This window comes from Pedobacter frigiditerrae (genome assembly GCF_004331645.1).
GTDB lineage: Bacteria > Bacteroidota > Bacteroidia > Sphingobacteriales > Sphingobacteriaceae > Pedobacter > Pedobacter frigiditerrae.
On the sequence record NZ_SJSK01000004.1, the window covers coordinates 559,028 to 573,399 of the forward strand.

At 34.3% G+C, this 14,372-nt stretch carries 16 protein-coding genes; 13 read left to right on the top strand and 3 right to left on the bottom strand.

The annotated features are described in order from the left end of the window. Positions 1–109: 109 nt before the first annotated feature. Both cmk and EZ428_RS17605 read left to right on the top strand, forming a co-directional pair. Entirely contained in the window at positions 110–793 is a 684-nt protein-coding gene (cmk, locus tag EZ428_RS17600; RefSeq protein WP_131554499.1) for a (d)CMP kinase, read from the top strand. Positions 794–844: 51 nt separating this feature from the next. After that, positions 845–1,681: a 3-keto-disaccharide hydrolase gene (locus tag EZ428_RS17605; RefSeq protein ID WP_131554500.1), complete on the top strand. Its 837-nt coding sequence runs from the start codon at positions 845–847 to the stop codon at positions 1,679–1,681. A gap of 17 nt (positions 1,682–1,698) precedes the next feature. Here the strand turns inward: EZ428_RS17605 and EZ428_RS17610 are convergent, their stop codons facing one another. Beyond that, positions 1,699–1,887, bottom strand: a complete 189-nt coding sequence (locus tag EZ428_RS17610) for a hypothetical protein (RefSeq protein WP_131554501.1) — start codon at positions 1,885–1,887, stop codon at positions 1,699–1,701. Between the two features lie 250 nt (positions 1,888–2,137). On the opposite strand from EZ428_RS17610, the gene EZ428_RS17615 reads away from it, so the two are divergent. The 6 genes from EZ428_RS17615 to EZ428_RS17640 all read left to right on the top strand — a co-directional run bounded on the left by EZ428_RS17615 (position 2,138) and on the right by EZ428_RS17640 (position 8,679). After that, complete coding sequence (locus EZ428_RS17615; RefSeq protein ID WP_131554502.1) at positions 2,138–2,854, top strand: SH3 domain-containing protein; 717 nt, start codon at positions 2,138–2,140, stop codon at positions 2,852–2,854. 673 nt (positions 2,855–3,527) lie between these two features. Beyond that, positions 3,528–5,459: a 30S ribosomal protein S1 gene (gene rpsA / locus EZ428_RS17620; protein ID WP_131554503.1), complete on the top strand. Its 1,932-nt coding sequence runs from the start codon at positions 3,528–3,530 to the stop codon at positions 5,457–5,459. Between the two features lie 209 nt (positions 5,460–5,668). Continuing rightward, positions 5,669–7,342, top strand: coding sequence for a beta-N-acetylhexosaminidase (locus EZ428_RS17625; RefSeq protein ID WP_131554504.1), 1,674 nt, complete (start codon positions 5,669–5,671; stop codon positions 7,340–7,342). Positions 7,343–7,416: 74 nt separating this feature from the next. Then, positions 7,417–7,602, top strand: a complete 186-nt coding sequence (locus EZ428_RS17630) for a hypothetical protein (RefSeq protein WP_131554505.1) — start codon at positions 7,417–7,419, stop codon at positions 7,600–7,602. After that, positions 7,602–8,078 (top strand): RNA polymerase sigma factor, encoded by a 477-nt coding sequence (locus EZ428_RS17635; RefSeq protein WP_131554506.1) that lies wholly within the window; start codon positions 7,602–7,604, stop codon positions 8,076–8,078. Before EZ428_RS17630 ends, EZ428_RS17635 begins: the two co-directional genes overlap by 1 nt. Further along, positions 8,068–8,679 (top strand): hypothetical protein, encoded by a 612-nt coding sequence (locus tag EZ428_RS17640; RefSeq protein WP_131554507.1) that lies wholly within the window; start codon positions 8,068–8,070, stop codon positions 8,677–8,679. Before EZ428_RS17635 ends, EZ428_RS17640 begins: the two co-directional genes overlap by 11 nt. 24 nt (positions 8,680–8,703) lie before the next feature. On the opposite strand, the gene EZ428_RS17645 is transcribed toward EZ428_RS17640, so the two are convergent. After that, the gene (locus tag EZ428_RS17645; protein WP_131554508.1) at positions 8,704–9,630 is read right to left on the bottom strand and encodes an AraC family transcriptional regulator; all 927 of its coding nucleotides are present in this window, start codon (positions 9,628–9,630) and stop codon (positions 8,704–8,706) included. A 163-nt stretch (positions 9,631–9,793) separates the two neighbouring features. Here EZ428_RS17645 and EZ428_RS17650 point away from each other — a divergent pair, with 163 nt between their 5' ends. The 3 genes from EZ428_RS17650 to EZ428_RS17660 all read left to right on the top strand — a co-directional run bounded on the left by EZ428_RS17650 (position 9,794) and on the right by EZ428_RS17660 (position 12,080). Further along, on the top strand, positions 9,794–11,299 hold the full coding sequence (locus tag EZ428_RS17650; protein WP_131554509.1) for an aldehyde dehydrogenase family protein: 1,506 nt from the start codon (positions 9,794–9,796) through the stop codon (positions 11,297–11,299). Positions 11,300–11,382: 83 nt separating this feature from the next. Continuing rightward, the gene (locus tag EZ428_RS17655; protein WP_131554510.1) at positions 11,383–11,760 is read left to right on the top strand and encodes a DUF779 domain-containing protein; all 378 of its coding nucleotides are present in this window, start codon (positions 11,383–11,385) and stop codon (positions 11,758–11,760) included. Positions 11,761–11,882: 122 nt separating this feature from the next. Beyond that, positions 11,883–12,080, top strand: a complete 198-nt coding sequence (locus tag EZ428_RS17660) for a hypothetical protein (protein WP_131554511.1) — start codon at positions 11,883–11,885, stop codon at positions 12,078–12,080. Between the two features lie 3 nt (positions 12,081–12,083). Here EZ428_RS17660 and EZ428_RS17665 read toward each other — a convergent pair whose 3' ends face one another. Continuing rightward, a complete protein-coding gene (locus tag EZ428_RS17665; protein WP_131554512.1) occupies positions 12,084–12,479 on the bottom strand; it encodes a thiol-disulfide oxidoreductase DCC family protein in 396 nt (131 codons plus the stop codon). Positions 12,480–12,767: 288 nt separating this feature from the next. On the opposite strand from EZ428_RS17665, the gene pyrR reads away from it, so the two are divergent. After that, on the top strand, positions 12,768–13,313 hold the full coding sequence (gene pyrR / locus EZ428_RS17670) for a bifunctional pyr operon transcriptional regulator/uracil phosphoribosyltransferase PyrR (RefSeq protein WP_131554513.1): 546 nt from the start codon (positions 12,768–12,770) through the stop codon (positions 13,311–13,313). 5 nt (positions 13,314–13,318) lie between these two features. Continuing rightward, entirely contained in the window at positions 13,319–14,251 is a 933-nt protein-coding gene (locus tag EZ428_RS17675) for an aspartate carbamoyltransferase catalytic subunit (protein WP_131554514.1), read from the top strand. Positions 14,252–14,372 lie beyond the last annotated feature (121 nt).

Below are 14,372 nucleotides of genomic sequence, written 5' to 3' on the forward strand. Positions count from 1 at the left end.
TAATTAACAAATTGAGGTGTCTAAAAGTTCTAACTTTTATTACTCATAAAATTGAAATGATATAAAAGCTTTTTAGAAAACTAAAGCAAAATATTTATCTTTGTTAAACATGAGAAAAAATCTGGTTGTAGCAATTGACGGCTATTCTTCTTGCGGAAAAAGCACCTTAGCAAAAGCACTCGCTAAAAAATTAGGTTTTATTTATATTGATAGCGGAGCAATGTACAGAGCAGTTACCTTGTTCTTTATACGGAACAGGGTTGACATGACTAATCAAGAAGCCATTAATGATGCGCTACATCACATTGAGTTAAATTTTCACTCAAGAGATTACGAGTCTCATATTCTTCTAAACGGCGAAGAAGTTTCTGAAGAAATTAGACAAATGCCAGTTTCTGAAAACGTAAGTGAAGTTTCGGCAAACAAGCAAGTTCGTCATGACATGGTTAAACAGCAACAAAGAATGGGCAAATCTAAAAACATAGTAATGGATGGCCGTGATATTGGCACCGCTGTTTTTGAAGATGCCCAAGTTAAATTTTTCATGACTGCCGACCCTAAAATTAGGGCTGAACGCAGACATAAGGAACTGGTATCAAAAGGCAATACCGTAACCACTCTAGAAGAAGTTTTTGAAAACTTGGCTCATAGAGATTATGCTGATACAACTAGAAAAGAAAGCCCATTGGTTAGAGCTGAAGATGCTATTATTTTAGATAACACTGAGCTTACTCAAGAAGAACAACTTGATTTTGCTTTAGAAAAAGTAAAACCTTTTTTAGAAAAAATTTAATCTCACCCTTCTTATTAAATAATTTGGTATTTTGCTGCGAAATATAAACGCATGAAACCAAATCCATATTTAAGACTATTCATCTTAGCATCAATCTTATTTTGTAATTCAGCTTGTCATGCTCAAAAAGGTTGGATAAGCCTATTTAACGGCAAAGATCTAAAAGATTGGACCGTTAAAATTGCTAAACATGAAGTTGGTGAGAACTACGCCAATACTTTCAGGGTAGAAAACGGTGTAATGAAAGTTAGTTACGACGGTTATGATACTTTCGACAAACAGTATGGCCACATTCATTATAAAAAACCATTTTCTTATTACTTACTAAAAGTAGAATATCGTTTTGTTGGCGAGCAAGCTAAGGGTGGCGAAGGCTGGGCTACCAGAAATAGCGGTGCCATGTTACATGGTCAAGACCCAAAAACAATGTTAAAAGACCAAGACTTCCCTATTTCTATTGAAGGGCAGTTATTAGGAGGCGACGGCACACATGAACGTCACACCAGTAATGTCTGCACACCAGGCACAACCATCTATATGGATGATAAATTAACGGTAGCACATTGTTTAGAATCTAATTCTAAAACCTTTCACGGCGAACAATGGGTAACCGCTGAGTTTTTAGTTTTGGGAGATTCTGTAATTAAACATTATGTAAACAAAGAATTAGTGTTAACCTATACCAAACCTCAAATTGGTGGTGGTAGCGTAAGTAATTACGACCCAAAAGTTAAGGAAGATGGAAAACGTTTAACTAGCGGCTACATTTCCTTACAAAGCGAAAGTCATCCAATTGAATTTAGAAAAGTAGCCCTTTTTGATTTAGCTAGTTATGCACAAGATAAGGTAAAATTGGAGAAGATCTTGGCTAAATTAAAAGAGGAATAGCTAGCAAAAACCAGGGACTATTTGATGGGCCTAGAAAAAAAGAATGCTTTCAAGTCTTTAATATTATATGGAATATTGAGCTCAGCTATAGCGATATTTAATTTATTGGGAGCATTCAGATCTGGTCCATGCACACCGAATCTAGATATCTTATCTATTTTATTATTAGGACCTTTGAGTTTAATTTTATCTATAAAAAATTCCATAGCAGCATTTGTGAGGAAACAACCAACTAAATATTCTTTTTATATTCATATTGTTGTATTATTAATTTGGATTACATCTCTAACCTTATTATAATCATTCATTACCGATATTATTTATTTGTTTAAACCTGATAAAAACTTTTCATCAAACTAAATGTTGATTAATTTATTGAGACTTTTAACAGAGGTTTCATAAGTTTGCAAACAATTCCAAAGACATCTTTTAACTTCTGATGTCCAAAATGTAATAATGATGAATAGATTTTTTTCCCTGCTGATTTCTTTAGTTCTTTTTTCTTTTAGCGTTAATGGTCAAGATCTGTACAAGGTTACGGCTGATAAATTGAATGTTAGAGAAACAAAAGACCCGAGCAGTAAGAAGATTGGCTTTGTACCACAAGATGAAAATGTACAAGTATTAGACTCTACCGATGCAAAGTATTTTAAAATAAAAGTTACTAACGGCGAAGGTTGGGTTAGTAAGGATTTTTTGCAAAGAATTAGTCCTGAGCCAGTTAAACAACCCCAAGTTCAAAAAGTTGTGGTAGAACAAAAAACGAGCAAGGATAATTCTAAGCTCTTTTTTATCTCTTTTATAGTTTTGGTAATGATTGCATTGTTGTATTTCATTTTCAAGTTTTTAAATAGCAAAATATTAATGGCAATATCTACTTGTATCGTTTTGGCAGTAGGATATTTAAGTTATCTTAATTTCATTGTAGAGAAATCTGTGTCTGGAAAATATGTAAGCATTGGTGATGGAGACTACCAATCTTTTGAATTTAAACCTGCAAACGCTGTAGTTATTGAAGATACTTATACAGACACCCTAATAACCACAAAATATGATGTGGAGGGCGATATGATTAAATTTAAACAACAAGAAAATACCATTTTATTACTCATTAGAGATAATAACACCTTGGTGGGCGAAGGCTTTACAAGGGGGACTTTTAAAAAGAATTAAGTAAGTCATCCACTTCTCTCCTTGATTTTCAATCTGAACATTAACGTAATTAAGGATTCCAATCCTTAGATATTAAATCTATCCCTTAAGTCTAGGCAAATTACGGAAGCACACTAGCCTAATTGTTGCTGTATATCAACAGGGACCCAACAGGGAGCCAACACGGACCTAACAGGGACAATTACCCTGTTAACCCCTAGTTGAATCTGTGTTTGATATGAGTTTATTATATTAATGTCTATGCGCCTGCTTGGCAATAGCTTAAGTAAACAATCCAGAAGCACTTATCCGAGAATTTTAATCAGATTATTTAAGATAAATAAGGAATTACAAATCTAGAATTGCAATGTAGCAAGAACAGGAACTGTGGTTCAAAAAATTTGTCCCTAGCACCGTATCATTTCCCTAAGGGGTTGTAGCGGAAAGCCTAATGAAGCGAGAACTGGAAGCGAACAACGGGACTAACACTGAAAAAAGCTCTTATCATTGCTTTTCAAATTATTTGAATTCGCTTTATTTGAGTAATTCAATCCAAGTACTTTATACTAACTACTAATTACTTTACACTATATCCTTAATTATCAGTAACATTAATTAAAAATTTCTTTTCTAATTAAAAAGAAATTTCTACCTTTGCAGTCCCTAAATAGGGAACAAAGGAGATTATTAATTAATGGCTAAAAAACAAGTAGCAGAAAAAGAACTAGAGGCTAAAACAGCCGAACTACAAGGTGCAGACGCTCGTCTAACCGAGAAAGAAACAATTGAGTCAGAAGCTGATTCGGTTTCTATCGAACAAATCAAATCATCATTAGCAACACCAGATCAAGATTTTGATTGGGATGCAGATGATAAAGTATTTGGTAACTACAGTGACGCAGACCGTAAAAAGTTTGAAGATATGTATACAGATACTTTCAACCAAATCACTCAAGGCGAAATCATTAGTGGTATCGTTGTATCAATCAACAACAAAGACGTAGTATTAAATGTTGGATTTAAATCTGATGGTTTAGTTTCTACTTCAGAGTTTAGAGATACACCTGATTTGAAAATTGGCGATTCAGTGGATGTTTTCGTAGAAGCTCCAGAAGATGCGAATGGTCAGTTGATTTTATCTCGCAAGAGAGCAAAAACACAACGTTCTTGGGAAACCATCAACGCTGCGCTTGACAATGACACCATTATTAATGGTTTCGTGAAAAGCCGTACTAAAGGTGGTTTAATTGTTGACATCATGGGTGTAGAAGCATTCTTACCAGGATCTCAAATTGACATTAAGCCTATCCGTGATTACGATGTTTACGTTGGTAAAACAATGGAATTCAAAGTTGTAAAAATCAACCACGAATTTAAAAACGTTGTAGTTTCACACAAAATCTTAATTGAAGACGATTTAGAAAGCCAAAAAGTTGAAATCGTTTCGAAATTAGAAAAAGGTCAAGTATTAGAAGGTACTGTTAAAAACATTACTGATTTCGGTGTGTTCATCGATTTAGGTGGTGTTGACGGATTACTTCACATTACTGATATTTCTTGGGGCCGCATAGAGCATCCAAAAGAAGTATTATCATTAGACGAAAAAATCAACGTTGTTGTTTTAGACTTTGATGATGAGAAAAAACGTATCGCTTTAGGTTTAAAACAATTAACTCCTCACCCTTGGGAAAATTTAGATGCTAACTTAGCTGTTGGTTCTAAAGTTAAAGGTAAAATTGTTACTGTAGCTGATTACGGTGCTTTCTTAGAAATCATTCCAGGTGTTGAAGGTTTAATCCACGTTTCAGAAATGAGCTGGTCACAAAACTTACGTTCACCTCAAGAATTCTTGAAAGTTGGCGATGAAATCGAAGCTGAAGTTTTAACTTTAGATAGAGATGAGCGCAAAATGAGCTTAGGTATTAAACAATTAACTCAAGACCCTTGGGGAGCTGTTGCAGAAAGATATCCAATTGGAAGCAAACACAAAGCTGTAGTTAAAAATATGACTAACTTCGGTGTATTTGTTGAAATTGAAGAAGGAATTGACGGATTAATCCACATTTCTGACTTATCTTGGAGCAAAAAAGTTAATCACCCTAACGAGTTTACTAAAGTTGGTGATACCTTAGACGTTGTAGTTTTAGAACTTGATGTTGAAAACCGCAAATTAAGCTTAGGTCACAAACAATTAGAAGAAAACCCTTGGGATACTTTCGAAACTATCTTTACCCTTGATTCAGTTCATACAGGTACAGTAGTTAAAGTAACTGATAAAGGTGCTGTTATTGCTTTACCATATGGTGTTGAAGGTTTCGTACCAACTAAACACATGGCTAAAGAAGACGGTTCTGTAATCAAAGCTGAAGAAACTAATGATTTCAAAATCATTGAGTTCAACAAAGATGCTAAACGTATCGTAGTTTCTCACGCCCGTATTTGGGAAGAGGCTAAAGCTGAAGTTGCTGCTGAAGAAAGAGCTACTAAAAAGAAAGAAGCTAAAGCTTCTGTAAGTGCAGTTAAAAAAGTGAAAGATTCAGTAGAGAAATCTACTTTAGGTGATCTTAGCGTTCTTGCTCAATTAAAAGAGCAAATGGAAGGCGAAGAAAGCAAAAACAAAAAATAAGCTTTTTAAACGCTAAATAAATTTAATCCCGATAGCCAATGGTTATCGGGATTTTTTTTGACCTCACCCTTTGAGCGTTCTGCGGTTTAGCTTCTGTCTGCACAATCCCTCTCCTCAAGGAGAGGGAAACATAGAAACTGCCGATAACCAATAGCTTTAACAGGGTGAGGTTTATTTTTCCTATTTTTGAAAATCAAACCTATCCAGTTATGAAGAAATTTATTTTTTGCTTTTTACTTTTCGCTTTCAGCTTTAGTCTTTCTGCTCAAGAAGTAAATATTATTCCTAGACCTGTTGAATTAAGAGCTGGACTCTTTCCAGAAGATACATTTACAATAGATAAAAATACTGCGATACTTATTACAGCAGAAGAAGTTCGAAACTCCGCTCAGTTTTTAGCAGATTACATAGAGAAGATTTATAATCTTAAACTTGAAGTTACGAGTAATCCCGACAAGAAATCGAAATTCATAACTTTAGTAGTCAACAAAAAGTTATATTCAAATCCTAACAAATACTTCGTTTCTGTTTTAAGTTCTACGATAAATGCAGGTTCATCATCAGAACAAGGAATTTTTTATGCTATTCAATCCATTATACAACTGTTGCCTACAAAGACCAATGATAAATTAACAATACCGTCAGTAGATATCATAGATTATCCTCGTTTCGAATACCGAGCTATGCATTTAGATGTTAGCAGACATTTTTTTGATGTTGCTACTGTGAAGAAATACATCGATTATCTCGCCCTGCACAAAATGAATTATTTCCATTGGCATTTAACAGATGATCATGGCTGGAGGATTGAAATTAAAAAATATCCAAAGCTAACTGAAGTTGGCGCTTGGAGAAATGGAAGTATTATTGGTCTGTGGCCAGGAAAGGGAAATGAAGGTATTAAGTATGAAGTTTTTCCAACAGAAATTAAAATCACCCCAAAAGATGCAGTAATTAAAACTGACGGCATTAAACACGGTGGTTATTATACACAAGAAGAAATCAAAGATGTAATTGATTATGCAAAAAAACGATACATTACCATTATTCCAGAAATAGAAATGCCCGCACATAGTATGGCATTGTTAGCAGCATACCCAGAATTAGGCACAGAACCAAACAAAAAATATGAAGTAGCGCAAACTTGGGGTATGATGAACAAATACAACAATGTTTTAGCTCCAACTGAAAAAACATTTAGTTTTTTAGAAGATGTTTTAATGGAGGTGATGCAATTATTTCCATCGCAGTACATTCATATTGGTGGCGATGAGGCTTCTAAAGTTTGGTGGAAACAAGATCCAGTTACACAACAAATGATGAAGGCCAATCATCTAAAAGATGAGAGTGCCTTGCAAAGTTATTTTATTCATCGCATAGAGAAATTTGTAAATAGCCAAGGAAAAACCATTATTGGATGGGATGAGATTTTAGATGGCGGTCTGGCTCCTAATGCCATAGTTATGAGCTGGCGTGGAGAAAAAGGTGGCATAGCTGCTGCAAAACTTAAGCAGAAAGTAATCATGACACCAGAAGATATAACGTACTTTAATCATAAACAATTTTTAAAAGATGATAGCTTAGCGGCAAACAAATATCTGCCACTAGAATCTGTATATAATTACGAGCCAGTTCCATCAGAATTAAATGCCGATCAAGCCAAATACGTTTGGGGTGCACAAGGTAATTTATGGTCTGAATATGTAGCTAATCCTAAAAAAATCGAATACCAAATTTTCCCAAGATTAGATGCTTTAAGCGAAATCCTTTGGAGCCCAAAGCAGGGTAAAAACTATCCAGATTTTTTAAAACGGTTAAAAACCCAATTTAAGCGCTATGATTTAATGGGAATTACCTACAGCAAAAAATATCTCGAAAATTAATTTTCAATTGTTGTAATTTTTTAAAGCCATTGCTTACTAACTGTACATATTTAAACAGTTTTAAAATGAGCAAAATGGAAAACAAACCTACAAAATTAGCAACAACAGCTTTTTTAATCCTTATCTACACAACAGTAGAAATGCCGAGCTATTTAAAATATTCAATGTTAGCTGTGGCAACTATTTCTTTTATCATCACAGTGGTTCAACTTTATGAAGAGCATAAATCAACACAAATATCTTCTAAGGCTAAAAAATAATGACTGAAAAAGCTTATCTCCAAAAACTTGAAGAGCATAAGGGAATTATCCTTAAGGTAGTAAACTTATATGCTGATGATTTGGAAGACAGAAAAGATTTGTATCAAGAAATTGTTTTTCAAAGCTGGAGTGCCTATGAAAGATTTGAAGGGAATGCTAAGTTTTCTACTTGGTTGTATAGAATTAGCTTAAATGTTGCACTTACCTTTTTAAACAAAAGTAAAAAAGCCACAAAGATTAAGGAAAATACAAATCAGGATATATCTTTTGAACCTCAAGAATTATCTGAACGAGCAGATTTTTTGTACCGGGCAATTAAACAATTGGCAGAAATAGACCGAAGCATCATCATGCTACATCTTGATGGTTTCGATAACTCAGAAATAAGTGAGATGACAGGCCTTTCAAAGACCAATACTAACGTTAAACTTCACCGAATTAAACAACAACTTACCACTATTATAAATGGAAAATAGCATAAACCTACAGCAAGAATGGCAAAATATGAATGCTGAATTCACAGCAAAAGATACTACACCAGCAATTGCAACATATAAACTAGATCATCAATCTCACAGCTTAATTAGCTCATTACTCTTCAAGTTAAAATGGAAATTAAGGTGGATTAGAATAATTAGTGTACCAATGCTTGTTGCCGCATTTTTTATAAAAAATGATTTACAATATTTGTTATTGGCATTTCTTGTCACCTACGAATTATGTAGGATTCTTGGTCTAGTTGAACTAAAAAAGATTAAAACAGCTATCGACTTTAATTCTAATACCAAACAAGTACTGGAAGATAACCTTATAGCAATTCGTAGGATTTTAAGAATGGAAAATATATTTGGATATATATTTTTGCCTTTAAGCGGCCCGATTGGATTAATTGCATATAGATTATATGTTCATCAAAAGTTCGCAATTGTTTTTAGCTTACCTAATTTAACCTTACAAATAGGTTTGTGTATTTTAATTGGGATTCCATTTATAATTCTAGCCAAAAAAATGAACGACAGCATCTTTAAGGAACCGATTAAAGATTTAAGGGATAAGATCAAGGAACTTTCAGCTTAGTATTACGTTTGTTTCAAATTCATGTTAATGAACTATTTTGTGAAAAGCCGTTAATTGGTAATTTCCAGGTGTAATACCTACAATTTTTTTAAATGCCCTAATGAAGTAATTTGAATCATTAAAACCTAGCTCATAACTAACAGCAGCAATTTTTGCTCCAGGCCTAGATAATAATTCTTTTGCCCTATTCATCTTCTCAGTCAAAATATAATCATTCGGACTTATACCCAATTCTCTTTTAAATAATCTATAAAATGTAGCTCTGCTCATGCAAGCCTGACTACTTAAATTATCAATACTTAATTTCTCGTTTAAATTAGCTTTGATGTAACCGATAACGTAAGCTAAAGAATTATGGTTTTGGCCAACTTGATCATCGTTCACAGCTTTTAAATTCTGGCTCTGCATGATTCTAATCAGCAGTTCTTTCAATGTTAAATCTGCCAACACGTCTTTTTCCTTTGATCTTTCAGAACATACCCTGATCACCTTATTAATCAAATAAGCTATTTCCTCATTATTATAAAAATGATACTCATCATAATTTAACAACCATTTTGAGTTTGGATCTTCCTTAGGAAAAAACTCATTTAAATAACTCAAAGTCTTTTTAATCTGGTCACTGTCTATTGCCAATGCAATACATTGAGTTGGATTTAAATCTGTTGCCTCTGGAAAATCTATTTTCATCTCTATTGCTGGTGGCACAATAACAGTTTGTCCAGGGAAATAATCAAAACCCTGCTTATCAAAAAGGTGCATCACCTTTTTACCACGTAACATACTGGTAATTACAAAATCATTAAAAGTTAATGGTACTTTATAAGATTGGGTATAAGTCTCAAATACATTCAACTCACATTTTTCCAAAGTATATGCGGTTCTATTTTCAACCAAAGTTTTCAAACTTTCAGCTTTGCTTAAAGTAACCGGATTTAATATATGGTCCATAGCAATAATTAGATTTGGTTAACAATTATTGGCGTATATCAAATATATGTTTATTTCATGAAGGTTATATAAACTGCAACTATAATGCTACTACATGCAACAATTTTACTATCAAACACACCTACTTTGCGATTAGGTTTGTGATAACCAAATTCTTGTAAACATGGAAAATATAGTAAAAAGGCCTGCCTTTAAATCGCATTACGATAATTATATAGGCGGTAAATTTATTGCTCCCGTAAAAGGAGTTTACTTCGATAACATCTCTCCAATAGACGGAAAAGTTTTTACTAAGGTAGCTCACTCATCTAAAGAAGACATTGAATTAGCAGTTGATGCAGCTGCAGAAGCCTTTAAAACTTGGAGCAAAACCTCAGCTACCCAAAGAAGTATTATCCTTAATAAAATTGCGCAGCGAATGGAGGATAACCTAGAATACCTAGCAACAGTAGAAACCATTGATAATGGAAAAGCGATAAGAGAAACATTAGCGGCAGATTTGCCTTTGGGCATAGACCACTTTAGGTATTTTGCTGGTATTATTCGTGCTGAAGAGGGTTCACATACCGAGCTTGATCAAAACACAGTATCATTAATTGTTCATGAGCCAATAGGCGTTGTAGCCCAAATCATTCCTTGGAATTTCCCATTGCTAATGGGAATATGGAAGTTGGCTCCAGCATTAGCCGCTGGTAATTGCGTAGTATTAAAACCAGCTGAAAGTACACCAACATCTATTATCGTTTTAATGGAATTGATTGGCGACTTATTGCCTCCAGGCGTTATAAATGTTGTAAATGGTTTTGGCTCAGAATTGGGTAGACATTTGGTGACCAATCCTAAAGTTAATAAAGCTGCATTTACTGGCTCTACCCCAACAGGGCGATTAGTTATGCAATATGCAACTGAGAACATTATTCCTGTTACCTTAGAGTTAGGAGGAAAATCACCAAATGTATTTTTTAGCTCGGTTATGGATCATGATGATGCTTTTTTAGACAAAGCAATTGAAGGAGCTGTGATGTTCGCATTAAATCAAGGTGAAATTTGTACTTGCCCATCAAGATTATTGATCCAGGAAGATATTTATGAGAAGTTTATAGCAAAAGTAATTGAAAGAACTGAAGCAATTAAAGTGGGAAGCCCACTAGATAAAACAGTAATGATGGGGGCACAAGCATCTAAAATTCAATATGAAAAAATTGCTGCCTATATTAAATTAGGTAAAGAAGAGGGTGCCGAATTACTAACTGGCGGAGATGTAAACCATTTAGATGGCGACTTGGAAACCGGCTACTATATTAAGCCAACTATCTTTAAGGGGCATAACAAGATGCGCATTTTCCAAGAGGAAATTTTCGGTCCAGTATTAGCTGTAACTACTTTTAAAACAGTTGAAGAAGCAATCGAAATTGCTAATGATACATTATATGGGTTGGGTGCGGGCGTATGGACAAGAGATGCCCATGAGTTATACCAAGTGCCTAGAGCAATACAAGCAGGTCGTATTTGGGTAAATCAATACCACGCTTACCCTGCGGGTGCTCCTTTTGGAGGATACAAACAATCTGGCGTTGGTAGAGAAAATCATAAAATGATGTTAGGTCATTACCGCCAATCTAAAAACATGCTAATTTCTTATGACAAGAATAAACTTGGTTTCTTTTAATTTCTGATTACTCAGCGCAAGGTATAAGCCTTGCGCTTTATCTAATTTTTAAATTTAAGTTGATTGATTGATAATAACTAAATATGGTTAAGAGATTAGATGCAACAGAAAAAGCAATTGACTTAATAAAAGAACTTAAAGCCAAACATGGCGATTTAATGTTCTATCAAGCTGGTGGATGTTGCGAGGGCACACAGCCTCAATGTTTCGAAAAGAGAGGATTTTATTTGAGAATGAATGATGCCTGTATTGGAATTATCGAACAATGTGAATTTTGGGTTGATAGGGACCTATTCGAATATTGGAAATTTTCTCATTTCACATTAGACGTACTAGATGGCTTTGGAGTTGGTGGATTTTCCCTGGAAACTCCTATGGGGAAAACATTTAAAATCCATTACAGGCTTTTTACGCCCGAAGAACTAGAAAATTTAAGACCAATTAAAAGAGAGGGAGAATAATATAAGCCTTTACAAAATCTTTATAGTTTATAATTTGGTTTACTTAAGCTAGTTGAACATTGTTCAGCTAGCTTTTTTATTTTATCAATAAATAAATCTAATTTTGGGTACAAATTCAATCAATGAGGAAAGTCCTAGCAGTTATTTTAACCATATTCACATTATACGCCATTAAAGAAACTGTGGTTATTTTTACTTCGAGCGATGTAGAAATTGCTAGTCACCGAAAACAATTGATATTAATTGCTTTGAGTATTACAGTTCCTTTAGTCGTTTTATCACTTTGGTTGTGGAGACCTAAACCTAAAAATGTAGAATAAATTTTACCCTAAAAACTTGCTCTTTAACTCTGGTGTAGGCACCCAGCAGCTTTCTTGTTTACCAAACCATTTATATCGGTTTTTAGCGATGTAATTATAAACCGCATTTCTTATAAAAGGAGGAACAATAATAAAACCATAGAGTAATGGCCAAAGTCCATTTAATTTTCTTGCAACTCTTAATGCGGCAGTAGAGCGTAAATAAACTTTCCCATCTTCTAACAAGATGAAACTATCGAGATTTTCTGGAGCAATTTTAAAAGGTGTAATTTTTTCGGCAGCGTATTCACTTTGCAGGGAGGCAAAGCGGAAAATATTATTCTTATCTCTTTGGATGGTAAATTGTACTGCCCCATTACAGAGATTACAAAGTCCATCGAAAAAAATTACTGGTTGCATATACAAATATAAAACTATTAAGGGATTTACTTCCCTATAAAACACAGACTTATGTAAACTAAACCTTATTGCAGTGGAAATCCTTTTTGTCACGCTGAGCGTAGTCGAAGCGCAAAAAGATTGGAACGAAAAGAAGGACTACCCTCCCCTATAAAAACAGAACATTGCTTTTCTAATTAAAAATGCAATAATCTAGCAATCAAACAATTTGACACCTTTTTTCAACTTTCCAACATTTCAACTTTCCAACATTAAAACATTTATCTATATTTGCCCAATCCTTGTTCAATGCAAAAGAGAACCCTGCTAGACGGTCAGAAATTTCAAATCACAATTAAGAGACTTTGTCATCAATTAATTGAGAACCATACCGATTTTGAGAATACAGTATTAATTGGAATTCAACCCAGAGGAACTTATTTCGTAGACCGTGTACATCAAGAACTTTCAGAAATTCTAAAAACAAATTCCATTAAAAAAGGTCATTTAGACATTACTTTTTTTAGGGATGATTTTAGAAGAAAAGATGGCTTAGTAACGGCGAGTAGCAATACCATTAACTTTATTATAGAAGGCAAACAAGTTATCTTAATTGATGACGTTTTGTGGACTGGTAGAACAATTCGTGCTGCGATGGACGCGTTACTGGCTTATGGCCGACCAGAAAGAGTTGAATTAATGGTATTAATTGACAGAAGATTTTCTAGGCACTTACCTATCGAGCCAAATTATATTGGTCAGCAAGTTGATTGCGTTGACAGTCAGAAAGTTAAGGTAAGTTGGAAAGAAAATGACGGCGAAGACAAGGTGATTTTATTATCAGAAAAGCAATAAGAAAAATGGCAGCAGAAAAACTATCAACTAGACATCTTTTGGGCATTAAAGATATTAACCTGAATGATATTGAATTGATTTTCGAAACTGCGGATAATTTTAAAGATGTAATTAACAGACCTATTAAAAAGGTTCCTTCGTTAAGAGACATTACCATTGCCAATATATTTTTCGAAAACTCTACACGTACCAAACTATCATTCGAATTAGCTGAAAAAAGACTTTCTGCCGATGTGGTAAACTTTGCAGCATCTTCATCATCAGTTAGTAAAGGCGAGACTTTAATAGATACCGTAAACAACATTTTAGCAATGAAAGTTGATATGGTAGTGATGAGACATCCTTATGCTGGAGCTGGCGTTTTTTTGAGCAAACATATTAAAGCACAAATTGTAAATGCTGGCGATGGCGCACACGAACATCCAACACAGGCTTTATTAGACGCTTATTCTATTCGCCAAAAACTGGGCGATGTTAGGGGTAAAAAAGTGGTAATTGTGGGCGACATCCTACATTCGAGGGTTGCCATTTCTAATATACTTTGTTTGCAAATGTTAGGTGCAGAGGTTATGGTTTGCGGACCAACAACATTAATTCCAAAACATATTGCAAGTTTAGGTGTAAAAGTTGAACACGATTTAAAGAAAGCGCTGAATTGGTGCGATGTGGCAAATATGCTGCGCATCCAACTAGAAAGACAAGACATTAAATATTTCCCATCGCAACGCGAATATGCAATGATGTATGGCTTAAATAAACAAATATTAGATAATTTAGATAAGGAAATCATCGTCATGCACCCTGGTCCAATAAACAGAGGCGTAGAGATTACAAGTGATGTAGCAGACAGCAAACAATCTATCATTTTAGAACAAGTAGAAAATGGAGTAGCAGTAAGAATGGCTGTACTTTATTTACTGGCTAGTCAGAACGACTAAAGGTACTTAGTACAAAGTAGTTAGTATTTAGACAATATACTTTCGGACTTCCTGACTTTTCTAACTTCCGGACTTACTTATACCAATTCTCAAATCTCTTCGTTAGAACGTTGTTATCAAC

Bases quoted from the DNA above. Each gene is read 5' to 3' on its own strand.
- cmk (WP_131554499.1), top strand. From the start codon at position 110: ATGAGAAAAAATCTGGTTGTAGCAATTGACGGCTATTCTTCTTGCGGA.
- EZ428_RS17605 (WP_131554500.1), top strand. From the start codon at position 845: ATGAAACCAAATCCATATTTAAGACTATTCATCTTAGCATCAATCTTA.
- EZ428_RS17610 (WP_131554501.1), bottom strand. From the start codon at position 1,887: ATGGAATTTTTTATAGATAAAATTAAACTCAAAGGTCCTAATAATAAA.
- EZ428_RS17615 (WP_131554502.1), top strand. From the start codon at position 2,138: ATGATGAATAGATTTTTTTCCCTGCTGATTTCTTTAGTTCTTTTTTCT.
- rpsA (WP_131554503.1), top strand. From the start codon at position 3,528: ATGGCTAAAAAACAAGTAGCAGAAAAAGAACTAGAGGCTAAAACAGCC.
- EZ428_RS17625 (WP_131554504.1), top strand. From the start codon at position 5,669: ATGAAGAAATTTATTTTTTGCTTTTTACTTTTCGCTTTCAGCTTTAGT.
- EZ428_RS17630 (WP_131554505.1), top strand. From the start codon at position 7,417: ATGGAAAACAAACCTACAAAATTAGCAACAACAGCTTTTTTAATCCTT.
- EZ428_RS17635 (WP_131554506.1), top strand. From the start codon at position 7,602: ATGACTGAAAAAGCTTATCTCCAAAAACTTGAAGAGCATAAGGGAATT.
- EZ428_RS17640 (WP_131554507.1), top strand. From the start codon at position 8,068: ATGGAAAATAGCATAAACCTACAGCAAGAATGGCAAAATATGAATGCT.
- EZ428_RS17645 (WP_131554508.1), bottom strand. From the start codon at position 9,630: ATGGACCATATATTAAATCCGGTTACTTTAAGCAAAGCTGAAAGTTTG.
- EZ428_RS17650 (WP_131554509.1), top strand. From the start codon at position 9,794: ATGGAAAATATAGTAAAAAGGCCTGCCTTTAAATCGCATTACGATAAT.
- EZ428_RS17655 (WP_131554510.1), top strand. From the start codon at position 11,383: ATGGTTAAGAGATTAGATGCAACAGAAAAAGCAATTGACTTAATAAAA.
- EZ428_RS17660 (WP_131554511.1), top strand. From the start codon at position 11,883: ATGAGGAAAGTCCTAGCAGTTATTTTAACCATATTCACATTATACGCC.
- EZ428_RS17665 (WP_131554512.1), bottom strand. From the start codon at position 12,479: ATGCAACCAGTAATTTTTTTCGATGGACTTTGTAATCTCTGTAATGGG.
- pyrR (WP_131554513.1), top strand. From the start codon at position 12,768: ATGCAAAAGAGAACCCTGCTAGACGGTCAGAAATTTCAAATCACAATT.
- EZ428_RS17675 (WP_131554514.1), top strand. From the start codon at position 13,319: ATGGCAGCAGAAAAACTATCAACTAGACATCTTTTGGGCATTAAAGAT.